A 17,593-nucleotide genomic window follows, 5' to 3' on the forward strand; every position below is an offset into this window, starting at 1 on the left:
TGTGTTCTGTTTTTAGTATAAAGGAAAACCCTACTAATTGAAAGCAAGGTTTTATTGTTTATTTATTACTTAAATAAGATGCGATTTCATTTTGAATTTCATTTAGGTAATTTATTTCTTTAATAAGGTCATCTAGGTTTTCCTGATCAAGTAATTGAGGATCATTTTGTATTCTAAATAAGACTCTATAATATCTAGTAAGCAATTCAAAAAACTTGTCAATTTTTAGATTTGTTTTTAGGTTTATAAACATTTGATCAGAAATACTGTATTTAATAATAGAAGATATTGTATTAGAATCAGATGTTAATGATATCTCTTTTAAAAAGAGTTGATTTGTATCTATTTCATTTTTAAGCAGTACTTCATAACGCTGGTGTGTATGATATTCCTTAGTTATATTTTCATTTTTCAGGTCTTCAATTTGATACTTTGCAATTTTAAATGCAACTATACCACCTATAATACCACCGAATATACTACCAAATGCACCAATGAATGCAGATACAATAGAAACATTTGATATTAGAAGTAAAACCTTTGTCATTAGGGGTTTGAATAAGATTAGAAGTAAGGAATTTATTATATATTCAATCATAGATTATTTTTTCTTAATATATCACTCATTGCAAATGAATATTTCTTTTCAGCATCTCGGAATTCTACTATTCCAACCCCTCGTGGCTTTCCCGCACCATCATCAAGATTTATGTTAGGTACTTCTTCAGGCTCTTCTAACAGTTCAAAATAAATAAGTATGTCGTTATCAGAAATCTCCAACTCTTCGTTATTGTCCGAATCCACAAAGAATTCCGGTATATCGTTATAATCGTAATAGGAGCCTATTTTTAAACCTAAACTTCTAATAAAAACATCGTATCTTGCTTTTAGAATATTTACTTTATCTGAAGTACAATAATAAAACAAATCAATACATAAAGTACTATCCACATCTGAAAATTGACTAAATGAATATGGACTTAAATAATTTCTAACTGCCACTCTTCTTGAGGCTAGCCAAAAATCAAGTTGCTCTAATAATTTTTCATTTATCTTATTATCCCCATCTGATACCTTCATAATTTGTAAGCTTGGAAAATACAAATTTCTCCACCTCCTCAGACAAATGAATACGACGAAAGTGTATTAAATAATAATATGTAGAACTATCGAATTTTGTGCTTATCCTAATGGGTAGTTGCTCTTCATTATGTTGTATTATTTTGAACCAGTCAATCCAAAGGGTATCCAAACATTTCTTTTTTTCAATTGTCTTTCTTGTGTCAAAAAAGACATCGCTTAATTCTAAAGTATCTCCTTCCTTAGTTCCTGAACTAGCATTGACCGAAGCTCCAGTTTCATCAGTAAACTGCATTTTATTTAGAACTCCGTCCTTATCCTCAGCATAACCAAGATATTGAGAGAAATTCTCCTGAATAACAACTCTTTCTAATAAATCAACAACACGCTCTTTAAACAAATGATGTGATGATGCCTTTTCAAAAACACCGCTACCTTCAACTCCCTTAATGAAAGGTTCAATAAGGTCAAGGTGTGGCTTTATTTTGTCTCTAAATGGTTTTTCAGAAACATCAGTGATGTCCTTAAATATATGATAAAGGGTCTCATTAAAATTTGTTACATCAATTTCACTTATACCAAACGACTTATTAATAATTTTAATTATTGTGTTATAAAGAATAATTGCAGAACGATTTGTTCCAAATATATCTTGTTTTGGAGGATGGAGACGGACACAAACATAACGTTTGTTAGTATTTATTTCAACCCAAACATATTCTTTAGTTTGTACTTTTGACTCGCTTTCATCTTTATTTTTAATAGTAACTTCATTAAAATATGCAAAACAAATGTCTATTTTTTTTATGACAGTACCATCTTTTTTAATATTTAAATACTCAATAATTAGTTCATTGATTAAATCTTTAGAAAAGGTATTAGATTCATATGTATTTAGATTATTTATATATGTATTAGTACTACTACCTGTTAATTCTCTTATTGCATTACCAATATTTCTATCTGATTCAAGTTTTCTAGAATCTGAATTATTCATAATAGAAGTAAAAAGGTATCTGCGTCTACCATATTTTATTTCGTGATTAATTAGTTCGTAAATATCTTCTTCAGATAGTTTGGGACTTTCTTTTGTTAACTCTTTTTCAATGTTGTCAAACAAAACTTCTTTTTTAAAAGAATAAGGCAATTTAAATTTTTTTAGAAATTGCTGCAAACTTTCATACGCTATTTCATCTTTGATAAAGTTTCCAAATTTAAACGACATATAATCCACCTCTTATGGGATAATTATTACTTTAATAAAACATTAATGATTGTTATTTTTTATATTTAATAAAGTTTTCCTGAATAACCAAATTTCACTATGTTTCAACAAAATATATGAATGGCATTTTTTTGGGGGGGCTTGTGAATAATATTAACGTTCACAAGCAATCCCATCTTTATCCCGATCACTTTTTACGTTAGCATCATAAATTTCTTTGGAAATAAATGGAGTGTATTTTGTTTTTCCGCCTTTGTTCTTCACTTTAGCGTCTTTTGCCACGCCGCCTTTGTAAACTTTGTTTAATTCTGTGCAGTTCTTAAATTCTTTTCCAGCAGCATCTGTTGTAGTAGGGGAGACGGTTGAAACGCCAAGAACTAATGTAGCTGCTAGTAGGATTGGTAAGCTTTTCTTAAAAATCATAAAACAATTCCTCCTCATTCTCATGTTTTTGTGATATTTGAATTACTAAAGTAGAAAGTGGGGCAATTTACTGAACCTTTGGTCTCGTGCAAATGTGACTACACGATGCCTATAAAAAAAGAGATATAGAAAACTACATCTCATGTTACAAAATTAAAGCTTTCCTTGACTCTTCAAAAATTCCCACATCTTCAACAAAGCCTCTTTTTGCTCCTCTGAACTTTCATTGAATTCCTTGAACAATATTTTAGAGCGCGGATCATTGAGCCATTTATTGAATTCCTCATCATTTGAATCATCATTGTTTCTATTTAAATCTTCACTACCTAATAGATAATCTGTAGTGACACCGTGAAAGCTAGCAATCTTTTTTAATGTTTCGTAATCAGGCTCACGTTTGCCTTGTTCATACATCGCGTATGTTGTCCTAGCGACATCAATTTTTTTAGCGAACTCAGACTGTGTAAGGTGAGTAGTATTTCGTAATTGTTTTAATTTATTAGAAAGCATGTGATTTTACTCCCTTCTATTACTAATTATAACTACACATACAGTGTATTAAAACAAAGTACACGAAATGCGTATTTAATTATTGACTATACGCAAAGTGTGTAGTATATTTAATTCAAGAACTACACGAAAGGTGTAACAGGAGGTGAGAATATGCGAGACTGGTTAAAAGAAAAACGTCTCAAAAAAGGTCTTACTCAAGAACAACTAGCTGAAAAAGTAGGAATCGCAAGAACTACTTATGCTATGTATGAACAAGGAGAGAGAGATCCAAGTGTTGGTGTAGCTGTAAAAATTGGAGATGCATTGAAATTTAATTGGACTCTTTTTTTTGAAAACAAAATACACGAAATGCGTAGTGGCAAGAAAATAGTTTCCTAAAATAAATACCTCGCACCCAGCAACAAGCTTTTAAACGAGCGGAGGTACGCCACGACATTCCTTTTAGGAATCGAGCGCCGCCAATTGGTCACGCGAAGACTTTAAAAACTTGTTGATGGGTGTGAGAGAGAAGAAAGGTAGGTGAGAAGGATGGCAGGGTTAAAAGATTTGACAGTATCTATAGAAATTAAAAATTTAGATACCTTGGAAGATTTGCTCCAAAAGGCTACCGACCAAGTGGAGCAACTACAAGAAACTGTAAGAAAAATTAACCTATTTGAGTTACAAGTAAATCCTAAATTAGAAACTTAACTTTTTTTTAATATATTCACCATAAGCAGTATCAAGCATTTCTTGCCAAGAATCAAAATTAGAATTTTCTATGATGAAGTTGTCCATTTCATCATCAGGTATTTCTTCAAAAGTTGGATATTTAGAGAAGATTTCTTGATCATCAAATTCATCAAAACTATTAAACTTTGTGTTTTTTAATAAGAAATCATCTGTTAAAAGAGTAGTCATTGGAACTGTACTTGTATTTGACAATTCTTTTAAGTTCCTTTGAAGTTTCTTTAGATTATTTATACCAGTAATTTTAAGGCCCATTTTAGTACCTCCTTCCATATTTTATTGGAATAATATAACACAATATGTTGTGGTAATCAACAGAAGGGGTATACAATATGTTGAAATTTAAGCTGAAAGCAATTAGAGAATCCAAAGGCATTTCACGTTATAGATTATCTAGAATAGCAGGAGTCAATGAATCTACTATTCAAATGATTGAAAACAGTGATGATCCGAACCCGACTTTCAAAGTTATGTGCAAGATAGCAGATGCTTTAGAGGTTAGCTTAGACGAATTAAGGAGGAATGAAGATGAATCAATTACAAACTTTTAATCACATTCAATTTGGAGAACTGGAAATCTTCACTTTAAATGAAAAGGTTCATTTCCCAGCAACTGATGTAGCGAAAAAACTTGGTTATTCAAATACAAGTGACGCTATTAACAGACACTGTAAAAAAGATGGGGTCGTGTTTCACGAGGTCATCGATTCTCTTGGAAGAACACAGCAAAAGAAATTTATCAACGAAGGTAATTTGTATCGACTTATCACAAATTCCAAGTTACCAGAAGCTGAACGATTTGAATCTTGGGTGTTTGATGAGGTGTTACCTTCTATTAGAAAACACGGAGCATACATGACTCCAGATACATTAGAACAAGCAATAGCTAATCCAGACTTCGCTATCGGATTACTTACCAACCTTAAAGACGAACGTGAGAAAAGAAAAGCTGCTGAATTAAAACTAGAAGAACAAAAACCAAAAGTATTGTTTGCAGATTCAGTGGAGGCAAGTCAATCTTCCATATTAATTCGTGAATTAGCTATCTTGCTAAAACAAAACGGAATTGATACTGGTGAAAAACGTTTGTACGAATGGTTACGAGCAAACAACTACCTTATTAAGCGATTTGGGACGGATAGAAATACTCCTACTCAACGGAGCATGAATCTTGGTTTATTCGAAGTTAAAGAAACGCCTATCAACCATAACAGCGGAATGATTTCAATTAATAAAACTACTAAAGTCACCGGAAAAGGACAAGTATATTTTATTAATAAGTTTTTAACCGCAAAAAAAGCAATTTGAGGAGGCTGTCAAATGACAGCCAGGAAGGAGGAGCACAAATATGTTAAATGTTCAATTCGACTGGGAGGCATTGCGGCAAGTCATCCGCGATGAAGTGCGTGAAGCGGTGATTGATACACAAAAGGTGAGCGAGCTACCACCACTTTTAACAAGAAAAGAACTTATGGAGTTACTTCATATAGGTCCGACGAAAACATCGGAGTTACTAGCTCGCTCGGACTTTCCAGTGTTTCGAGAAGCTGGATTATTAATTCCTACGAACCTCTTATTCAAATGGATTGAAAAGAATACTCAGTGGGTTGAAGAAAATACGAAATATCTCTCTGTAATTTAATTATAACTTTGTTGCCTACAGATAACGGTCTGCTACAAGTTAACTTTAATGAGATATGTGAATTCAATTAAATAGAAAGGATGGGAAAAATGAGCAGAACCAAAGTGGGGGAAATGTTGAAAGAAATGAGAGGAGAGCAAACACAGTTATCGTTAGGGCTAGACATAAACTTAACCCGTGAAACTGTATCGAAATACGAAAATGGGAGGTCTAAAGTTCCCGCAGATATTTCTAGAACTCTAGTAAACAAATACGATAATCCGAAATTTGCGATGACAGTTAGAAACGAATACACAGGGACAGGTCCTAAATGGCTCGATGGCCCGAATGTGGATTTACACAGATCAAGCGTTAAAGAAAAAACAGTTGAAGAATTACAAGAGGCGCTCGAGTCAATTGTGAGTACCGGTTTAGCGAAACCACTAAAAAAACTCCAACACTTTGAGGTTCAAAGTATAGAAGCGATGCTTCAAGAAGCCGCAGAGGCAATGACAGCGCTAGATCATTTCATTGCAATTGTTTGCAAAGAAGCTGAAATAAGTTACACAGGGGTGTGGGACAAGCATTATAGGGCGCTTGCATCCGCTGGATATATAGGAGGGGCGAAATGAGACAGGAATTATTCAGAAAACAAGATTACCACGCAGCATTAAGAGAACATGCAAGTATCTTGGATTGTAGTAAAGCTATTGAGGATTGTGTACGTACAGGCGATTTAAAAGAAGCGCTGATGTTCATCAGAGGCATGAACAACTCGTTGGAAGCACTCAAAAGATTAGCGGAAAAGAAAGTGAAAGAAAACGAAATGAAATTGTTGCTAGACCAGTTAGTTGCTGCAGGAATAAACGTGATGGTGGTGAGACGACATGAAAATAAAAGTATCTGAGTGGTTAGCGTTAGAACCGGTTGAAAGATATCTGTTAATCGTGAAAAAGGCAAATAAAAAAGCTGACTAACTTGGCAGAGTTAATCAGCAGTTGAACTTATATGTAAGTACATTATAGCACGAGAGCATTGGCTCTCGTCAAGAAGTCTAGGATTTCCCCCTTTGCTTTCCTAGGCTTCTTGATGGGATTCAACCATCGGGAAGAGGTGAAATGTTTGAAAGAAGCAAAATCAACATATTGCGGTGAATGCCAAAGGAATTTTAAGCCTGGTGAAATTGTACATTTTGCTTGGATTGAGAATCGGTCGTTTTGTGGTAAATGTCAAGTGAAATTACAAGATGTAATCAGGGATTGGGAACCAAGGCAAGTGCCAAAAAAGGAGGAAGAAGCATGTTAGAAAATCCAACAGTTGCAGGTTTAGGATTTGAAGAGTCATTACACGAGCCAAAAGAAATCGGCAAATGCAACTACAAGTATTGCTCGGAAGAGTTGTACGAAGGCGAAGGTTATGAGTTCGGTGGTTACTTATATTGTTCTACTGGTTGTATTGGAGAACATCTTGTGGAGGAAAATGCAGCAGTTGATTTAAGTGCATAAAAAAATTCCGCTAAGAGGATAGCGGAAAAATTGATTCTAAATTGATTAACCTCAGTATATCGGATGTTTTATAAAAAAACAAGAGGAGTTTTTAAAATGCAAGCACAAACATTAATTCAAACGGTAGATATGAGCCGCGAAGAGTGGTTAAATGCGCGACGTCAAGGTATTGGCGGTAGTGATGTATCAGCAATCGCAGGATTAAACAAATGGAAGTCTCCTGTAGCAGTTTATTTGGACAAGGTTGGTCAATCTCCCATAGAAGATACAGCTGGTGAAGCTGCATATTGGGGCAATGTCATGGAAGATATTGTGGCACAGGAGTTTAGCCTTCGGACAGGATTAAAAGTACGACGTAGAAATGCTATTTTGAAACATCCAGAACATGAATTTATGTTTGCGAATGTGGATCGTTTAATTATTGGTAAGCGTGAAGGGTTGGAATGCAAAACAGCTTCTGAATATCTCAAAGGTGAATGGGAAGACGATGAGATTCCTGCAGCATACTTACTTCAAATTCAACATTATATGGCTGTCACTGGTTATAAAGCATGGCACATAGCGGTACTAATCGGAGGCAACAAATTCATTCATAAAAGAATAGAACGTGATGAGGAGCTTATTAGCTACCTAATCCAAATAGAAAAAGACTTCTGGGAGAATCACGTATTAAAAGAAATACCTCCAGCATTCGATGGTTCAGATGCTTCTGTAGATTTACTAAAAGCTCTTTATCCTGAATCAGATCCAGAGTCTGAAATTAACCTTCCTAAAGATGCAGAAACACTTATAGAAGCATTGGAAATAATTAAATCGGATATCAAAGAATCGGAAACTAAAAAGAAAGAGTATGAGAATCAGATAAAAGCATTGATGGGTGCTAATGAAAAAGCATTTGCTGGTACTCGGAAAATCACTTGGAAGTCTAATAGTGTTACTAGAATCGATTCTAAGCGTTTGAAAGCTGAGCAACCAGATTTATATAAGCAATACTCTAATATTTCGTCAGAACGCAAATTCTTAATTAAATAGGGGGAAATTATTCATGGCAACAGCAAATGATGTTAAAAATCAATTGGCACAAAAAGCAAGCGGTGGAGTACAAAAACAAGTATCACCTGAAAAGACATTAAATGCTCTATTAAAGAAAATGGGACCAGAAATCCAACGCGCATTACCAAAGCATATGGATGCAGACCGCATAGCACGAATTGCACTTACAGCAGTTCGCAACACACCGAAATTATTAGATTGCGACCAAACATCTTTTTTAGCAGCAATAATGCAATCGGCACAACTTGGAGTAGAACCAAACACAGGTCTTGGACAAGCGTATTTAATCCCTTACGGAAAGAATGTGCAGTTCCAACTAGGTTATAAAGGGTTAATTGATTTAGCGGTTCGTAGTGGTCAATATAAAGCAATTTATGCTCATGAAGTGTATTCAAATGATGAGTTTGAGTTCCAGTACGGTTTAAACAAAGACTTGATTCATAAACCATCGACCACTCCAGTAGGTGAACCAATCGGCTACTATGCAGTGTATCACTTGAAAAATGGTGGATATGATTTTGTTTACTGGACTAAGGAACGCATCGATCAACATGCTCAAAAGTTTAGTCAAGCGGTGCAAAAAGGGTGGACAAGCCCTTGGAAGACAAACTTTGACGCAATGGCAAAGAAAACAGTATTAAAAGAGGTACTGAAATACGCTCCAAAATCCATTGAATTGCAGAAGACGATTGATGCAGACTCTACTATCAAAAATGACTTTGCAGCTGATATGAGTGAAATTATCGATGTTACGGACTATAGCGTTGTAGACGAGCAACAGGAAGCTCAACAACCTAATCAAGATGAAAAAATGCCAGGTCAAGTATTTGACGACAAGCTAGTTTAATTCGGAGGGGGTTTCCCCCTCTATCTATTAATGAAAGGAGAGCCTAATTGTGAGTGTTTACAGATCCGTTCAAGTTAGCTTTTGGCAGGATGCTTTTGTATTAGATCTTACCCCAGAAGAAAAATACTTTTATATATACCTTATGACGAACAGCAAGGCTTCTCAAATTGGCATCTACGAACTTCCAAAGAGAATCATTGAAACAGAAACAGGTTACAACCGTGAGACAGTAGAAAAACTTTTAAAACGATTTATTGACTATAAAAAAATCGAATATGACGATACGACAAAAGAAATTTTTATGTTGAATTGGGTTCGATACAACTGGAATAATTCACCGAAAGTTGTTTCTAGAGTAATACAAGAATTGGAAATGGTTAAAAACAAATCATTTGTAAATAAGTATGTAACTTTAGCACTAGAGTCCAATACTAACAAGGCTTTTATAGAGTATGGATACAGTATCGGTACAGTACCTATACTAGATGCGCAAGAAAAAGAAAAAGAAAAAGAAAAAGAAAAAGAAAAAGAAAAAGAAAAAGAAAAAGAAAAAGAAAAAGAAAAAGAAAAAGAAAAGATAAAGAGTGAAAATCAGTCTGTCTCATCTCCTCTTCTTGATAAGAATTTTCTTGAGATAAAAAAATTCTTTGACGAAAACTTTTATATTTCTACTTTTTCCGACCACAAAAAAATGAGCCAAATGCTAGACGATCATCTTGACCATTTATTAATCATTGAAGCTATGAAAATATCGCTAGAACGAAATAAACCGAATTTTGGTTACATCGATGGCATTATAAACAACTGGCGTAAAGAATATGGAATCACCACTTTTGAACAACTAAACGCTAAACGCACAAGGGAGGCTACTCAACATGGAACCAATGGCAAGAGTAATGGCTCAACTGCAGGAAAAAATCTTGATGAATTCTACAAACAACTCGAACGAGACAAGCGAGCTTGGGGAGACTAAATGCCCGAAATGCTACGGTACAGAAGTGGTTTTCGACTACAAAGACGAAAATGGATACGAAATATATAAACCTTGTGCATGCAGGGAGAGAAATGCATGGGGGCGACGTTTCAAAAACGCACTCATTCCAGAAGAGTTTGTGCATGCGAATCTTGAAAACTACGAAAGAGAAAACGAGAATCAGCAAAAAATGTTTGAACAAACGGTTAAATATTTAGAGAGTTTCCCGGATGATCGAGATGAACTACAAGAGGTAGGCGCTAAAAACTTCGGCTTTACCGCAACTATCGGTGAGCAACGTATCAGAGCATTGAATCCCGGTGATCGTTCGGAGATTAAGCATAAGCATAACAATTTTGGAATCGGTAAAACGCATCTCCAAATTGCTCTTGCAAAACAGCTAATCAAGCAAGGATTTAACGTACTGGTCGTTTCCGATGTGTCGTTTATGGACGAAATGATGAATGCTAAGCGAATGAGTGATGATGGTGAGTCGTATAACCGGATGTTGAATAGCGTGTTGAGTGCTGATGTGCTGGTTTGGGATGATATCGGCAAAGCAAAGCCTACAGAAGCAAAAGAAGGGCTTTATTACATGATTGTTAATGAGCGATACAAACGCAAGCGACCAATCATTTTTAACACAAATGAAGATAAAAACACCCTTGCAGACCGTATTGGTTATGCCGCAAATAGTAGATTGCTAGAACGTGGTCAAGGGGAGTATTACGTGATGGAAACAGAAGGAATTGACTGGAGGTTGAAAAAGTAATGGCATATAAAATTATTGGTTTAGGCATTAATCTACCAATGGCGACTGAACATTTCCAAGTTGGAGATAAAACTTTAACTCAACATGGAATATGGAAAACAGTCACAGAAATAAAAGACCAAAGTGTTGAGTATGAAAACAGTACGGAATGGATGTACGACATCTACGTTGAAGGGAAGTTATATAAATCAGTAATTAATTCACCTGTAACGATTACTTACAGTTTGGAGGTTGAGTCCGAATGATATGGATACCAGGCGCAGGATTTTACTACGTACAACCGAGTGGACCAATCAACGAAGCCGAAAATGAAAGGCAGCTGGAGCTAGTTAAGCGAAATATTGAAGAAGCTGAGATCAAGCTTGGCATGAGAAAGGAGAAATCCGCATGAAAACTCCAGTATCGGTATGCGAAAACATTCAGTGTGAAAAAGTAATCCATAAAGGCGACAAGGTCTGGCACAAGGGCTCTGAACTGTATTGCTCAGGGAAATGCCTAATAGAATCGTTCGGGCATCAGAAACAAACGATTTTGCGTGAAAAACACGTCATCGGAAGCTAGGGGGATGAATAATGGCAACAAAGGTTGAAGAACCAAAGTTTTTTTATGAATTGATAAGGATATTAGACAACGCTTATACAGGAGATAAAGTAAGCATTTCTAGAGAAGTTGAGAGTATCGCTTTGAAATTTGAGAAAAAAGGCCTTCATGAACGTGCAGGGAAATTACGTTCAAAAGCTGAGCGGCTTAAAAGTAGAAGTGGTCAAGGTTTTACTCAACTACAGCAATCGACAGAAAAACTAGGATTTGAATTGTTTGATCCAGCAGAATCGTTAAACAAAGCTAGAAATTTCATACCTACTTCTGTCAATAAAATAAAAATCGCTGAACTCGTTAGTGTAGTTAAAAAGAGAGAGGTATTTTGGGAAGCGGAAATACCTATACCTAACAAAACGTTGATGTTTGGCCCACCGGGAACAGGAAAAACTGTGAGCGCTCATTATATTGCTAACATACTTGACTTACCGTTAATACTAGTGCGTTTAGATACTTTAATATCTTCTAGTTTAGGGGGAACAGCAGGCAATTTAAGAAAAGCTTTTGATGCAGCGAACAAGCAACCATGCGTTTTATTTTTAGACGAATTTGATGCTATTGCTACTAACCGCTCTCAATTAAGAGGCGATGGTGCCGAGAGTGAGATGAAACGAGTGGTAAATTCATTACTTCAAAATTTGGACGCTCTGGACGATGAGGTAATGCTATTTGCAGCTACTAACTTGGATTCTGAAATTGATCCAGCCGTGTGGCGCCGTTTCCACAATCGAATGGATTTTCAGTTGCCTAACGAAGAAGAAATGATACTTTACCTTGATAGGAATTTAGAAGACAACCTATTAATAAATGATGTTTTGGATTTGCTAATGGGGCGTAGTTTTTCTGATACCGAGATGATTTTGAATAAGGCTAAGACCAAGTGCATTTTAAGATCAATAGAAATGAATCGAGAAATTATTTTGGAATCGATAAATGAAAATCTAATGCAGAAAATGGAGGTATGCTACTAATGCCGATCTGCAAACGTTGCAACAGACCACTTAAAACGCAAAAGTCAATCGATGTAGGTTTTGGGCCTGTCTGCAAAAGAAAACATGACGAAGCCGAAGAAGAATTTTTGAAACGTCAAATCACCATCGATGAAGAAATGGCATACCAGGAGAAGATGAGAGCATGAAGAATATTTTATTTGAAATACCGGGCGAACCAGTTGCACAAGGTCGTCCAAGAGCGGGTAAATCATGGACAGGTAAAACTGTCCTCTATGATCCTGAAAAGTCACGAGACTTTAAACAGTACGTGAAGTTGGTGGCAGGTCAATACGCTCCAAAAGAGCTCATAACAGGTCCAATTGACTTATCGATAGATATTTACAGGGCAACTCCTAAAAAGTATCAAACGAAGCCAAAACAGGCTCTAATCGAGAAGGGTGAGCTAAGACCAACAACTAAGCCGGACGTTGATAATTATGTTAAAGGCGTGAAGGATGGGCTGAATAAAGTAATTTGGCAGGATGATAGCCAAGTTGTCTCGTTGAATGTTCGCAAGTTTTATAGCATGCATCCGAGGGTTGTAGTGAGGGTAGCTTATTGAGCGGTATTACTCAGTAGATACATGATATTCATAAAAAAAGAGACTTGTCTCCAAGTCTCAACCATAGAGAACGTGCGTTCCCTTTTAATAATATATCATATTGAGAGGGGAAAAACAATGAATATCAAGTTAAACACGATTTATAACATGGACTGCTTAGAGGGGATGGGGTATATACCGGAAAAATCGGTCGATCTCATATTGTGCGATCTGCCATATGGTACTACGAATTGTACTTGGGATTCCATCATTCCATTTGACGAATTATGGGAGCATTACAAACGAGTGATTAAAGACAACGGAGCAATCGTACTTACAGCAAGCCAACCATTTACAACGAAATTGATTGGATCAAATATGAAATGGTTCAGATATGAATGGATTTGGAAAAAAGGCAATCATGTAACTGGTTTTCCAAATGCCAATCGTATGCCTATGAAAAACCATGAAAATGTTTGTGTGTTCTACAAAAAATTGCCGACTTATCACCCACAAGGCATTATGGAGATTAAACCAAAAGTAGTGAAGAATAGTCCATCAATGCGAGTATTAGGGAAACAAAACGAAACTCTAAATAGACCTCATTTGGTGAAACACAAGAATTTCCCTAAATCAGTTCTTGATTTCCCAAGAGAAAGTAAGACATTTCATCCAACACAAAAGCCGGTTGACTTGTTTGAATACATAATCCGGACGTATACGAATGATGGTGAAACGGTCTTGGATAACTGCATGGGCGGGTTTACCACTGCGATTGCTTGTGATAACGCTAATAGGAACTGGATCGGATTTGAACTTCAAAAGGAGTATTGCGAAAAAGGTCTAAGTAGGATTAACGAAAACAGAAGAAAATTGGGTTTAACTGATGTAATTATTAAATCATTCAAATGAGTTAAACCAATGAATCAGGCGGTTTCCACGCCTTCTTAATCAAGTTATAGCGAAATAAATGACAATTAAAGTGTAGTAAGAAAGGGGGAAATGAAGTTGGCCATACCAAGAATTTTGCATTACCCAGGTAGTAAGTGGAGTATGGCTGATTGGATTATCAGCAATATGCCAGAACACGGAACATATTTGGAGCCCTACTTTGGATCCGGGGCAGTTTTATTTAATAAAGAGCCGTCCAAAGTTGAAACAATAAATGATATTGATGGGGATGTCGTAAACCTCTTTCGGGTTATTAGAGAAAGACCGGAAGAACTTGCTCACACGATTCATTGGACACCGTATTCTCGAAAAGAGTATAAAGATTCTCATGAAATCGCTAATGAGGAAATTGAGAAAGCTAGAAGATTTCTAGTTAGATGTTGGCAATCTATTAGAGTGAAAACTGGATCGATCTCCGGTTGGAAATGTAGAGGTACATCTGATGAATACCATCACCTAAGGCAGTGGAACAACTTACCTGCAGATATTTTAGTAGTTGCCGATAGGTTGAAAAATGTCCAGATAGAAAATATTGACGCTACCAAATTGATTGATCGATATAACCGGCCTGATGTATTAATGTACATCGATCCACCGTATGTCATGGCAACTCGAAAAGGTGCAATTTATGAAAATGAAATGTCAGATGAAGACCATATGAATTTGATCGATTATTTGTTAAAACATACGGGTTCTGTTTTGTTATCTGGTTATGATAACGAAATTTATAATGACATGCTAAAAGGCTGGATGAAGGAAACTAAACTAGGAAAGCCTGTTGCCGGAAAGCAGAGGTTAGAAGTACTTTGGATTAATCCAGTAGCTGCTGAGTTTGGATATAAACAGCAGACGTTATTTTAGACTTTAATTATTTTAAAAGTTGATTAATGTTCGAAAAGCCTAATGAATCAAAGAACCATTAAATTCAATCGTTTTTTATGCGTTCGTTCTTATGTATTAATACTTAATTATAATATGTCCTGCGCCAATCAACACGAGTATTGATTGGACTATGCATTAACCTAAATTGACGTAACCAACTTTATGGTTCGTTTATAAGTTTATTTATTTCTCGAACCAATGTTTTGTACATTGGCCCTTAATCATCGTACTAAATTTTTGATGATTAATGAGAGAATTTTTGCGCTAGAGTGTTTACAAAAGTCTTACAATGCTTTTAAAACAAGTAATAATATTTCAATCAAAAGTATTAAAAACCTCCATTTTTCGCCATTTTTCATAAGGGTCACCTCCATTTCATTGGAGTACCTTTATTTTATGCAAATTCTTAGAATATATGCTGGGATTTTAATGAGGAATTCGACCAAAAAGTGAATTTATGTAGGAAGTAAATTTATAAGTTTATTTATGTCAACTGACAATCAGTAGAAAATTTTAATCTATTGATTGTACAGTATTCTACGACAACCCAAATAAGGTTTTGAGAATCATTTCAATGACTAATAAAAGTATTTGGATTAAGAATTCAATCCATACTTCCACATTAAAATGTGACATAAATATCACCCCTATTATTTAATTGTCCTAATTGTAGTTCCCTAACTTAAACATTACAAGTGGAATTTTTAGGAAAGTAATATTGAAGAAAAATTCGATTAAAAAGCTACTTATATATGTGAATTATAATAGTTTACTTATGTCTGAGTTCGACCATATTGCGCATTAAAAAAGACGATTCATTTAGAATCGCCATAAAAATGTAATGCCATCTCAGCATCTAGTTGTGAAATGCCGAAAATCGATTGAAGATATGATACTGATGGAAGTTCATTACGATCTTCATAATAACTAGTAATGAATGCTTTAAGCTTCACTTTAATTGGAGCATCTATAACTTGAATGTTTGGATTTTCAACATCAATTTTAGATCTTGGATAGATAATAAAACTTTTACTTTTCATGGTAAACATCCTTTCGCAAATAAAATATTATCATAAACAAATTAAATTGAGTTAGACCAAATATTGACATGGCTAAGTATTTCCACAATAGAGTGATATAAAGGATGGTTAATATGGCATCCATAAAAACTAGATTGAGAAGTATTCGCAAACGAGCAAGTAAGCGAACAAATCCCAAGAACAACATGATTGAAATTGCCGGTGATGACTTCTGGTGGATCATGAATTTAATTTACCAAGCGGACAAAATCGATCAGCTTGAAACAAATCTAAAATTGCAGGAAAGAATAAAAGAATTAGAGGGGGTTGAATAATGACTGAAAAAGAAATCAAAGACCTTATTAAAAAGAAAATTACTCACCATAGAAAGGCGTATAGACTTTTAAGTGAAGAAAGTAAAGATGAATTTAATGCAGGGGCAATCGTAGCATTAATAACATTATTGGATGAAATTGAGGAATCTGAAAGGAAAGAGAAATAAAAAAGACAGGACTCCTCCTGTCTCACACAACTCAATCATAACATATTGGAGGGGTCTTAATGAATACAGAAGATTTAAAAATTGATACTAGTACAATGCAGCTAACAGTTGATATAATGGATATACCTACCAGTTGTGTGATTGTTATCTGTGATGGAAAGGCGAAACTCAGAGAACTTCCGACGCATGGGGAGTATAAGATTGTGACGCATCAAGGGAAAGTTAAGAGGATGCGGATTGAGCAGGGGGAAGAGTTTTGAGTGAAGAAATTATTAAGCAGTATGAAACAGAAAAACCTAGATATGAGTCTCTGAAGAATAAATGTGAATCTCTTATATTGGACCTTCTAGAGAATAGAAATATTAAATACCATAAAATTGAGTCACGTATTAAAGAAAAAGAGAGTTTAGAGAAAAAAATCAAGTCGGAATCAAAGGAAGGGAAATATAGTGATTTGGGTAACATCACTGATATTTTCGGAATAAGAATTATCACATACTTTGAAGATGATGTAGATAAGGTGGCAGATTTATTAAAAAAAGAATTTAATTTTGATGTATTGAATTCTGTTGATAAAAGATGGGGAAGTAATCCTAGTGTGTTTGGTTATGCCTCATTACATCAAGTACTATCTGTAAGCGATTCAAGAAAGAGTTTAACTGAATATGAGTATATAAAAGATTTGAAATTTGAAGTACAAATAAGATCTATTCTACAACATGCTTGGGCTGAAATCGAACACGATATAGGGTATAAGAATACTATATCAGTCCCAATACATTTAACTAGAGGTTTTTCTAGAATAGCTGGATTGTTAGAGTTGGCAGATATAGAATTTAAAAGAATTAGGGATGAATTAGAAGATTACACGGAAGAAGTTAAAAATAAAATTATTGATGAAAAATATGATCTTCTAATAGATAGTGTGACGTTTAAAGAGTTCCTTTTGAATTCTGATACGGTTAATAGAATTGGCTTAAAGTTATTGCATCTAGTTAATTCCAATGCTCACGTACTATATGAAGATACTCCTTTGGAGTCTACTCTGGATAAATTAAATTTTTTAAAAATTAATTCTATTTCTCAACTCGATAATTTGTTGAATGAAAAAGAGAGTGACATTGTATCTTTCGCTGATGCATGGTTCACTAAACGCGATTTAAAATCTAAATATGAAAATATTAATGGAGTTCCAATAGATATTTCTTCTTTCTATCTTTCATTGGTTTTATTAGCAGAAAAAAATGACATTGATTATTCAAAGAAATTTATTTCCAGTTTCCTTGCTGATTCTTCAGACGACGTTGCTGAAGTTTCTTCCGATATTCTTAGTGTTTATAACTCGATATTAAAATAATTAGGATGTCC

At 34.9% G+C, this 17,593-nt stretch carries 31 protein-coding genes; 24 read left to right on the forward strand and 7 right to left on the reverse strand.

The annotated features are described in order from the left end of the window. Positions 1–58 precede the first annotated feature (58 nt). From ACIQYS_RS09505 to ACIQYS_RS09525, 5 genes are all read right to left on the reverse strand, one after another. Complete coding sequence (locus ACIQYS_RS09505) at positions 59–598, reverse strand: hypothetical protein (RefSeq protein WP_402978250.1); 540 nt, start codon at positions 596–598, stop codon at positions 59–61. Then, the gene (locus tag ACIQYS_RS09510) at positions 595–1,104 is read right to left on the reverse strand and encodes a hypothetical protein (RefSeq protein WP_402978253.1); all 510 of its coding nucleotides are present in this window, start codon (positions 1,102–1,104) and stop codon (positions 595–597) included. The genes ACIQYS_RS09505 and ACIQYS_RS09510 overlap by 4 nt, the downstream gene beginning before the upstream one ends. Beyond that, positions 1,058–2,305, reverse strand: a complete 1,248-nt coding sequence (locus tag ACIQYS_RS09515; RefSeq protein ID WP_402978256.1) for a hypothetical protein — start codon at positions 2,303–2,305, stop codon at positions 1,058–1,060. The genes ACIQYS_RS09510 and ACIQYS_RS09515 overlap by 47 nt, the downstream gene beginning before the upstream one ends. A gap of 153 nt (positions 2,306–2,458) precedes the next feature. Beyond that, the gene (locus tag ACIQYS_RS09520) at positions 2,459–2,728 is read right to left on the reverse strand and encodes an excalibur calcium-binding domain-containing protein (RefSeq protein ID WP_402978259.1); all 270 of its coding nucleotides are present in this window, start codon (positions 2,726–2,728) and stop codon (positions 2,459–2,461) included. 153 nt (positions 2,729–2,881) lie between these two features. Then, positions 2,882–3,238 (reverse strand): helix-turn-helix domain-containing protein, encoded by a 357-nt coding sequence (locus ACIQYS_RS09525; protein ID WP_402978262.1) that lies wholly within the window; start codon positions 3,236–3,238, stop codon positions 2,882–2,884. Positions 3,239–3,391: 153 nt separating this feature from the next. Here ACIQYS_RS09525 and ACIQYS_RS09530 point away from each other — a divergent pair, with 153 nt between their 5' ends. Beyond that, positions 3,392–3,619, forward strand: coding sequence for a helix-turn-helix transcriptional regulator (locus tag ACIQYS_RS09530; protein WP_402978265.1), 228 nt, complete (start codon positions 3,392–3,394; stop codon positions 3,617–3,619). A 150-nt stretch (positions 3,620–3,769) separates the two neighbouring features. After that, the gene (locus ACIQYS_RS09535; RefSeq protein WP_402978268.1) at positions 3,770–3,931 is read left to right on the forward strand and encodes a hypothetical protein; all 162 of its coding nucleotides are present in this window, start codon (positions 3,770–3,772) and stop codon (positions 3,929–3,931) included. On the opposite strand, the gene ACIQYS_RS09540 is transcribed toward ACIQYS_RS09535, so the two are convergent. Then, positions 3,920–4,225: a hypothetical protein gene (locus ACIQYS_RS09540; protein ID WP_402978271.1), complete on the reverse strand. Its 306-nt coding sequence runs from the start codon at positions 4,223–4,225 to the stop codon at positions 3,920–3,922. The genes ACIQYS_RS09535 and ACIQYS_RS09540 overlap by 12 nt on opposite strands. 77 nt (positions 4,226–4,302) lie before the next feature. Here ACIQYS_RS09540 and ACIQYS_RS09545 point away from each other — a divergent pair, with 77 nt between their 5' ends. The 18 genes from ACIQYS_RS09545 to ACIQYS_RS09630 all read left to right on the forward strand — a co-directional run bounded on the left by ACIQYS_RS09545 (position 4,303) and on the right by ACIQYS_RS09630 (position 14,683). Then, positions 4,303–4,521: a helix-turn-helix domain-containing protein gene (locus ACIQYS_RS09545; protein ID WP_402978274.1), complete on the forward strand. Its 219-nt coding sequence runs from the start codon at positions 4,303–4,305 to the stop codon at positions 4,519–4,521. Further along, positions 4,499–5,278 carry a phage antirepressor gene (locus ACIQYS_RS09550; RefSeq protein WP_402978277.1) on the forward strand — a complete coding sequence of 260 codons (780 nt, stop codon included), beginning with the start codon at positions 4,499–4,501 and terminating at the stop codon, positions 5,276–5,278. Before ACIQYS_RS09545 ends, ACIQYS_RS09550 begins: the two co-directional genes overlap by 23 nt. Before the next feature lie 40 nt (positions 5,279–5,318). Beyond that, the gene (locus ACIQYS_RS09555) at positions 5,319–5,612 is read left to right on the forward strand and encodes a DNA-binding protein (RefSeq protein ID WP_402978280.1); all 294 of its coding nucleotides are present in this window, start codon (positions 5,319–5,321) and stop codon (positions 5,610–5,612) included. Positions 5,613–5,701: 89 nt separating this feature from the next. Further along, on the forward strand, positions 5,702–6,223 hold the full coding sequence (locus ACIQYS_RS09560; protein ID WP_402978283.1) for a helix-turn-helix domain-containing protein: 522 nt from the start codon (positions 5,702–5,704) through the stop codon (positions 6,221–6,223). Further along, entirely contained in the window at positions 6,220–6,498 is a 279-nt protein-coding gene (locus ACIQYS_RS09565) for a hypothetical protein (RefSeq protein ID WP_402978286.1), read from the forward strand. The genes ACIQYS_RS09560 and ACIQYS_RS09565 overlap by 4 nt, the downstream gene beginning before the upstream one ends. 215 nt (positions 6,499–6,713) lie before the next feature. Then, positions 6,714–6,896: a hypothetical protein gene (locus ACIQYS_RS09570; RefSeq protein WP_402978289.1), complete on the forward strand. Its 183-nt coding sequence runs from the start codon at positions 6,714–6,716 to the stop codon at positions 6,894–6,896. Continuing rightward, on the forward strand, positions 6,890–7,096 hold the full coding sequence (locus ACIQYS_RS09575) for a hypothetical protein (RefSeq protein ID WP_402978292.1): 207 nt from the start codon (positions 6,890–6,892) through the stop codon (positions 7,094–7,096). Before ACIQYS_RS09570 ends, ACIQYS_RS09575 begins: the two co-directional genes overlap by 7 nt. A gap of 96 nt (positions 7,097–7,192) precedes the next feature. Then, positions 7,193–8,128: a YqaJ viral recombinase family nuclease gene (locus ACIQYS_RS09580; RefSeq protein ID WP_402978295.1), complete on the forward strand. Its 936-nt coding sequence runs from the start codon at positions 7,193–7,195 to the stop codon at positions 8,126–8,128. Between the two features lie 13 nt (positions 8,129–8,141). Beyond that, the gene (recT, locus tag ACIQYS_RS09585; RefSeq protein WP_402978298.1) at positions 8,142–8,996 is read left to right on the forward strand and encodes a recombination protein RecT; all 855 of its coding nucleotides are present in this window, start codon (positions 8,142–8,144) and stop codon (positions 8,994–8,996) included. A 49-nt stretch (positions 8,997–9,045) separates the two neighbouring features. Then, the gene (locus ACIQYS_RS09590; protein WP_402978301.1) at positions 9,046–9,969 is read left to right on the forward strand and encodes a DnaD domain-containing protein; all 924 of its coding nucleotides are present in this window, start codon (positions 9,046–9,048) and stop codon (positions 9,967–9,969) included. Next, on the forward strand, positions 9,920–10,741 hold the full coding sequence (locus tag ACIQYS_RS09595; protein ID WP_402978304.1) for an ATP-binding protein: 822 nt from the start codon (positions 9,920–9,922) through the stop codon (positions 10,739–10,741). Before ACIQYS_RS09590 ends, ACIQYS_RS09595 begins: the two co-directional genes overlap by 50 nt. After that, a complete protein-coding gene (locus ACIQYS_RS09600) occupies positions 10,741–10,986 on the forward strand; it encodes a hypothetical protein (RefSeq protein ID WP_402978308.1) in 246 nt (81 codons plus the stop codon). Before ACIQYS_RS09595 ends, ACIQYS_RS09600 begins: the two co-directional genes overlap by 1 nt. Beyond that, positions 10,983–11,132: a hypothetical protein gene (locus ACIQYS_RS09605; RefSeq protein WP_402978312.1), complete on the forward strand. Its 150-nt coding sequence runs from the start codon at positions 10,983–10,985 to the stop codon at positions 11,130–11,132. The genes ACIQYS_RS09600 and ACIQYS_RS09605 overlap by 4 nt, the downstream gene beginning before the upstream one ends. A gap of 181 nt (positions 11,133–11,313) precedes the next feature. After that, complete coding sequence (locus ACIQYS_RS09610; protein WP_402978315.1) at positions 11,314–12,309, forward strand: AAA family ATPase; 996 nt, start codon at positions 11,314–11,316, stop codon at positions 12,307–12,309. Further along, entirely contained in the window at positions 12,309–12,476 is a 168-nt protein-coding gene (locus tag ACIQYS_RS09615; protein WP_402978318.1) for a DUF6011 domain-containing protein, read from the forward strand. The genes ACIQYS_RS09610 and ACIQYS_RS09615 overlap by 1 nt, the downstream gene beginning before the upstream one ends. Continuing rightward, a complete protein-coding gene (locus ACIQYS_RS09620) occupies positions 12,473–12,892 on the forward strand; it encodes a RusA family crossover junction endodeoxyribonuclease (RefSeq protein ID WP_402978321.1) in 420 nt (139 codons plus the stop codon). The genes ACIQYS_RS09615 and ACIQYS_RS09620 overlap by 4 nt, the downstream gene beginning before the upstream one ends. A gap of 117 nt (positions 12,893–13,009) precedes the next feature. Next, the gene (locus ACIQYS_RS09625; RefSeq protein ID WP_402978324.1) at positions 13,010–13,783 is read left to right on the forward strand and encodes a DNA-methyltransferase; all 774 of its coding nucleotides are present in this window, start codon (positions 13,010–13,012) and stop codon (positions 13,781–13,783) included. Positions 13,784–13,873: 90 nt separating this feature from the next. Beyond that, positions 13,874–14,683 carry a DNA adenine methylase gene (locus ACIQYS_RS09630; protein WP_402978327.1) on the forward strand — a complete coding sequence of 270 codons (810 nt, stop codon included), beginning with the start codon at positions 13,874–13,876 and terminating at the stop codon, positions 14,681–14,683. Between the two features lie 836 nt (positions 14,684–15,519). On the opposite strand, the gene ACIQYS_RS09635 is transcribed toward ACIQYS_RS09630, so the two are convergent. Beyond that, positions 15,520–15,744, reverse strand: a complete 225-nt coding sequence (locus tag ACIQYS_RS09635; protein WP_402978329.1) for a hypothetical protein — start codon at positions 15,742–15,744, stop codon at positions 15,520–15,522. Between the two features lie 113 nt (positions 15,745–15,857). On the opposite strand from ACIQYS_RS09635, the gene ACIQYS_RS09640 reads away from it, so the two are divergent. Genes ACIQYS_RS09640 through ACIQYS_RS09655 form a run of 4 tightly spaced genes read left to right on the forward strand, consistent with a single transcriptional unit; the run spans position 15,858 to position 17,582 of the window. Further along, complete coding sequence (locus ACIQYS_RS09640; RefSeq protein WP_402978332.1) at positions 15,858–16,058, forward strand: hypothetical protein; 201 nt, start codon at positions 15,858–15,860, stop codon at positions 16,056–16,058. Continuing rightward, entirely contained in the window at positions 16,058–16,225 is a 168-nt protein-coding gene (locus ACIQYS_RS09645; protein WP_402978335.1) for a hypothetical protein, read from the forward strand. Before ACIQYS_RS09640 ends, ACIQYS_RS09645 begins: the two co-directional genes overlap by 1 nt. Before the next feature lie 59 nt (positions 16,226–16,284). Next, the gene (locus ACIQYS_RS09650; protein ID WP_402978338.1) at positions 16,285–16,485 is read left to right on the forward strand and encodes an XtrA/YqaO family protein; all 201 of its coding nucleotides are present in this window, start codon (positions 16,285–16,287) and stop codon (positions 16,483–16,485) included. Then, positions 16,482–17,582, forward strand: coding sequence for a GTP pyrophosphokinase (locus ACIQYS_RS09655; RefSeq protein ID WP_402978341.1), 1,101 nt, complete (start codon positions 16,482–16,484; stop codon positions 17,580–17,582). Before ACIQYS_RS09650 ends, ACIQYS_RS09655 begins: the two co-directional genes overlap by 4 nt. The last annotated feature ends 11 nt before the right edge of the window (positions 17,583–17,593 follow it).

This window comes from Psychrobacillus sp. NPDC096426, from assembly GCF_044762745.1.
Lineage (GTDB): Bacteria > Bacillota > Bacilli > Bacillales_A > Planococcaceae > Psychrobacillus.

What these genes read in the sequence shown, in the direction of transcription:
- ACIQYS_RS09575 (WP_402978292.1), top strand. Translation starts at nt 6,890, where the DNA reads ATGTTAGAAAATCCAACAGTTGCAGGTTTAGGATTTGAAGAGTCATTA.
- ACIQYS_RS09560 (WP_402978283.1), top strand. Translation starts at nt 5,702, where the DNA reads ATGAGCAGAACCAAAGTGGGGGAAATGTTGAAAGAAATGAGAGGAGAG.
- ACIQYS_RS09520 (WP_402978259.1), bottom strand. Translation starts at nt 2,728, where the DNA reads ATGATTTTTAAGAAAAGCTTACCAATCCTACTAGCAGCTACATTAGTT.
- recT (WP_402978298.1), top strand. Translation starts at nt 8,142, where the DNA reads ATGGCAACAGCAAATGATGTTAAAAATCAATTGGCACAAAAAGCAAGC.
- ACIQYS_RS09640 (WP_402978332.1), top strand. Translation starts at nt 15,858, where the DNA reads ATGGCATCCATAAAAACTAGATTGAGAAGTATTCGCAAACGAGCAAGT.
- ACIQYS_RS09645 (WP_402978335.1), top strand. Translation starts at nt 16,058, where the DNA reads ATGACTGAAAAAGAAATCAAAGACCTTATTAAAAAGAAAATTACTCAC.
- ACIQYS_RS09650 (WP_402978338.1), top strand. Translation starts at nt 16,285, where the DNA reads ATGAATACAGAAGATTTAAAAATTGATACTAGTACAATGCAGCTAACA.
- ACIQYS_RS09545 (WP_402978274.1), top strand. Translation starts at nt 4,303, where the DNA reads ATGTTGAAATTTAAGCTGAAAGCAATTAGAGAATCCAAAGGCATTTCA.
- ACIQYS_RS09540 (WP_402978271.1), bottom strand. Translation starts at nt 4,225, where the DNA reads ATGGGCCTTAAAATTACTGGTATAAATAATCTAAAGAAACTTCAAAGG.
- ACIQYS_RS09515 (WP_402978256.1), bottom strand. Translation starts at nt 2,305, where the DNA reads ATGTCGTTTAAATTTGGAAACTTTATCAAAGATGAAATAGCGTATGAA.
- ACIQYS_RS09550 (WP_402978277.1), top strand. Translation starts at nt 4,499, where the DNA reads ATGAATCAATTACAAACTTTTAATCACATTCAATTTGGAGAACTGGAA.
- ACIQYS_RS09615 (WP_402978318.1), top strand. Translation starts at nt 12,309, where the DNA reads ATGCCGATCTGCAAACGTTGCAACAGACCACTTAAAACGCAAAAGTCA.
- ACIQYS_RS09530 (WP_402978265.1), top strand. Translation starts at nt 3,392, where the DNA reads ATGCGAGACTGGTTAAAAGAAAAACGTCTCAAAAAAGGTCTTACTCAA.
- ACIQYS_RS09630 (WP_402978327.1), top strand. Translation starts at nt 13,874, where the DNA reads ATGAAGTTGGCCATACCAAGAATTTTGCATTACCCAGGTAGTAAGTGG.
- ACIQYS_RS09565 (WP_402978286.1), top strand. Translation starts at nt 6,220, where the DNA reads ATGAGACAGGAATTATTCAGAAAACAAGATTACCACGCAGCATTAAGA.
- ACIQYS_RS09535 (WP_402978268.1), top strand. Translation starts at nt 3,770, where the DNA reads ATGGCAGGGTTAAAAGATTTGACAGTATCTATAGAAATTAAAAATTTA.
- ACIQYS_RS09635 (WP_402978329.1), bottom strand. Translation starts at nt 15,744, where the DNA reads ATGAAAAGTAAAAGTTTTATTATCTATCCAAGATCTAAAATTGATGTT.
- ACIQYS_RS09610 (WP_402978315.1), top strand. Translation starts at nt 11,314, where the DNA reads ATGGCAACAAAGGTTGAAGAACCAAAGTTTTTTTATGAATTGATAAGG.
- ACIQYS_RS09555 (WP_402978280.1), top strand. Translation starts at nt 5,319, where the DNA reads ATGTTAAATGTTCAATTCGACTGGGAGGCATTGCGGCAAGTCATCCGC.
- ACIQYS_RS09580 (WP_402978295.1), top strand. Translation starts at nt 7,193, where the DNA reads ATGCAAGCACAAACATTAATTCAAACGGTAGATATGAGCCGCGAAGAG.
- ACIQYS_RS09605 (WP_402978312.1), top strand. Translation starts at nt 10,983, where the DNA reads ATGATATGGATACCAGGCGCAGGATTTTACTACGTACAACCGAGTGGA.
- ACIQYS_RS09620 (WP_402978321.1), top strand. Translation starts at nt 12,473, where the DNA reads ATGAAGAATATTTTATTTGAAATACCGGGCGAACCAGTTGCACAAGGT.
- ACIQYS_RS09625 (WP_402978324.1), top strand. Translation starts at nt 13,010, where the DNA reads ATGAATATCAAGTTAAACACGATTTATAACATGGACTGCTTAGAGGGG.
- ACIQYS_RS09505 (WP_402978250.1), bottom strand. Translation starts at nt 598, where the DNA reads ATGATTGAATATATAATAAATTCCTTACTTCTAATCTTATTCAAACCC.
- ACIQYS_RS09525 (WP_402978262.1), bottom strand. Translation starts at nt 3,238, where the DNA reads ATGCTTTCTAATAAATTAAAACAATTACGAAATACTACTCACCTTACA.
- ACIQYS_RS09595 (WP_402978304.1), top strand. Translation starts at nt 9,920, where the DNA reads ATGAATTCTACAAACAACTCGAACGAGACAAGCGAGCTTGGGGAGACT.
- ACIQYS_RS09600 (WP_402978308.1), top strand. Translation starts at nt 10,741, where the DNA reads ATGGCATATAAAATTATTGGTTTAGGCATTAATCTACCAATGGCGACT.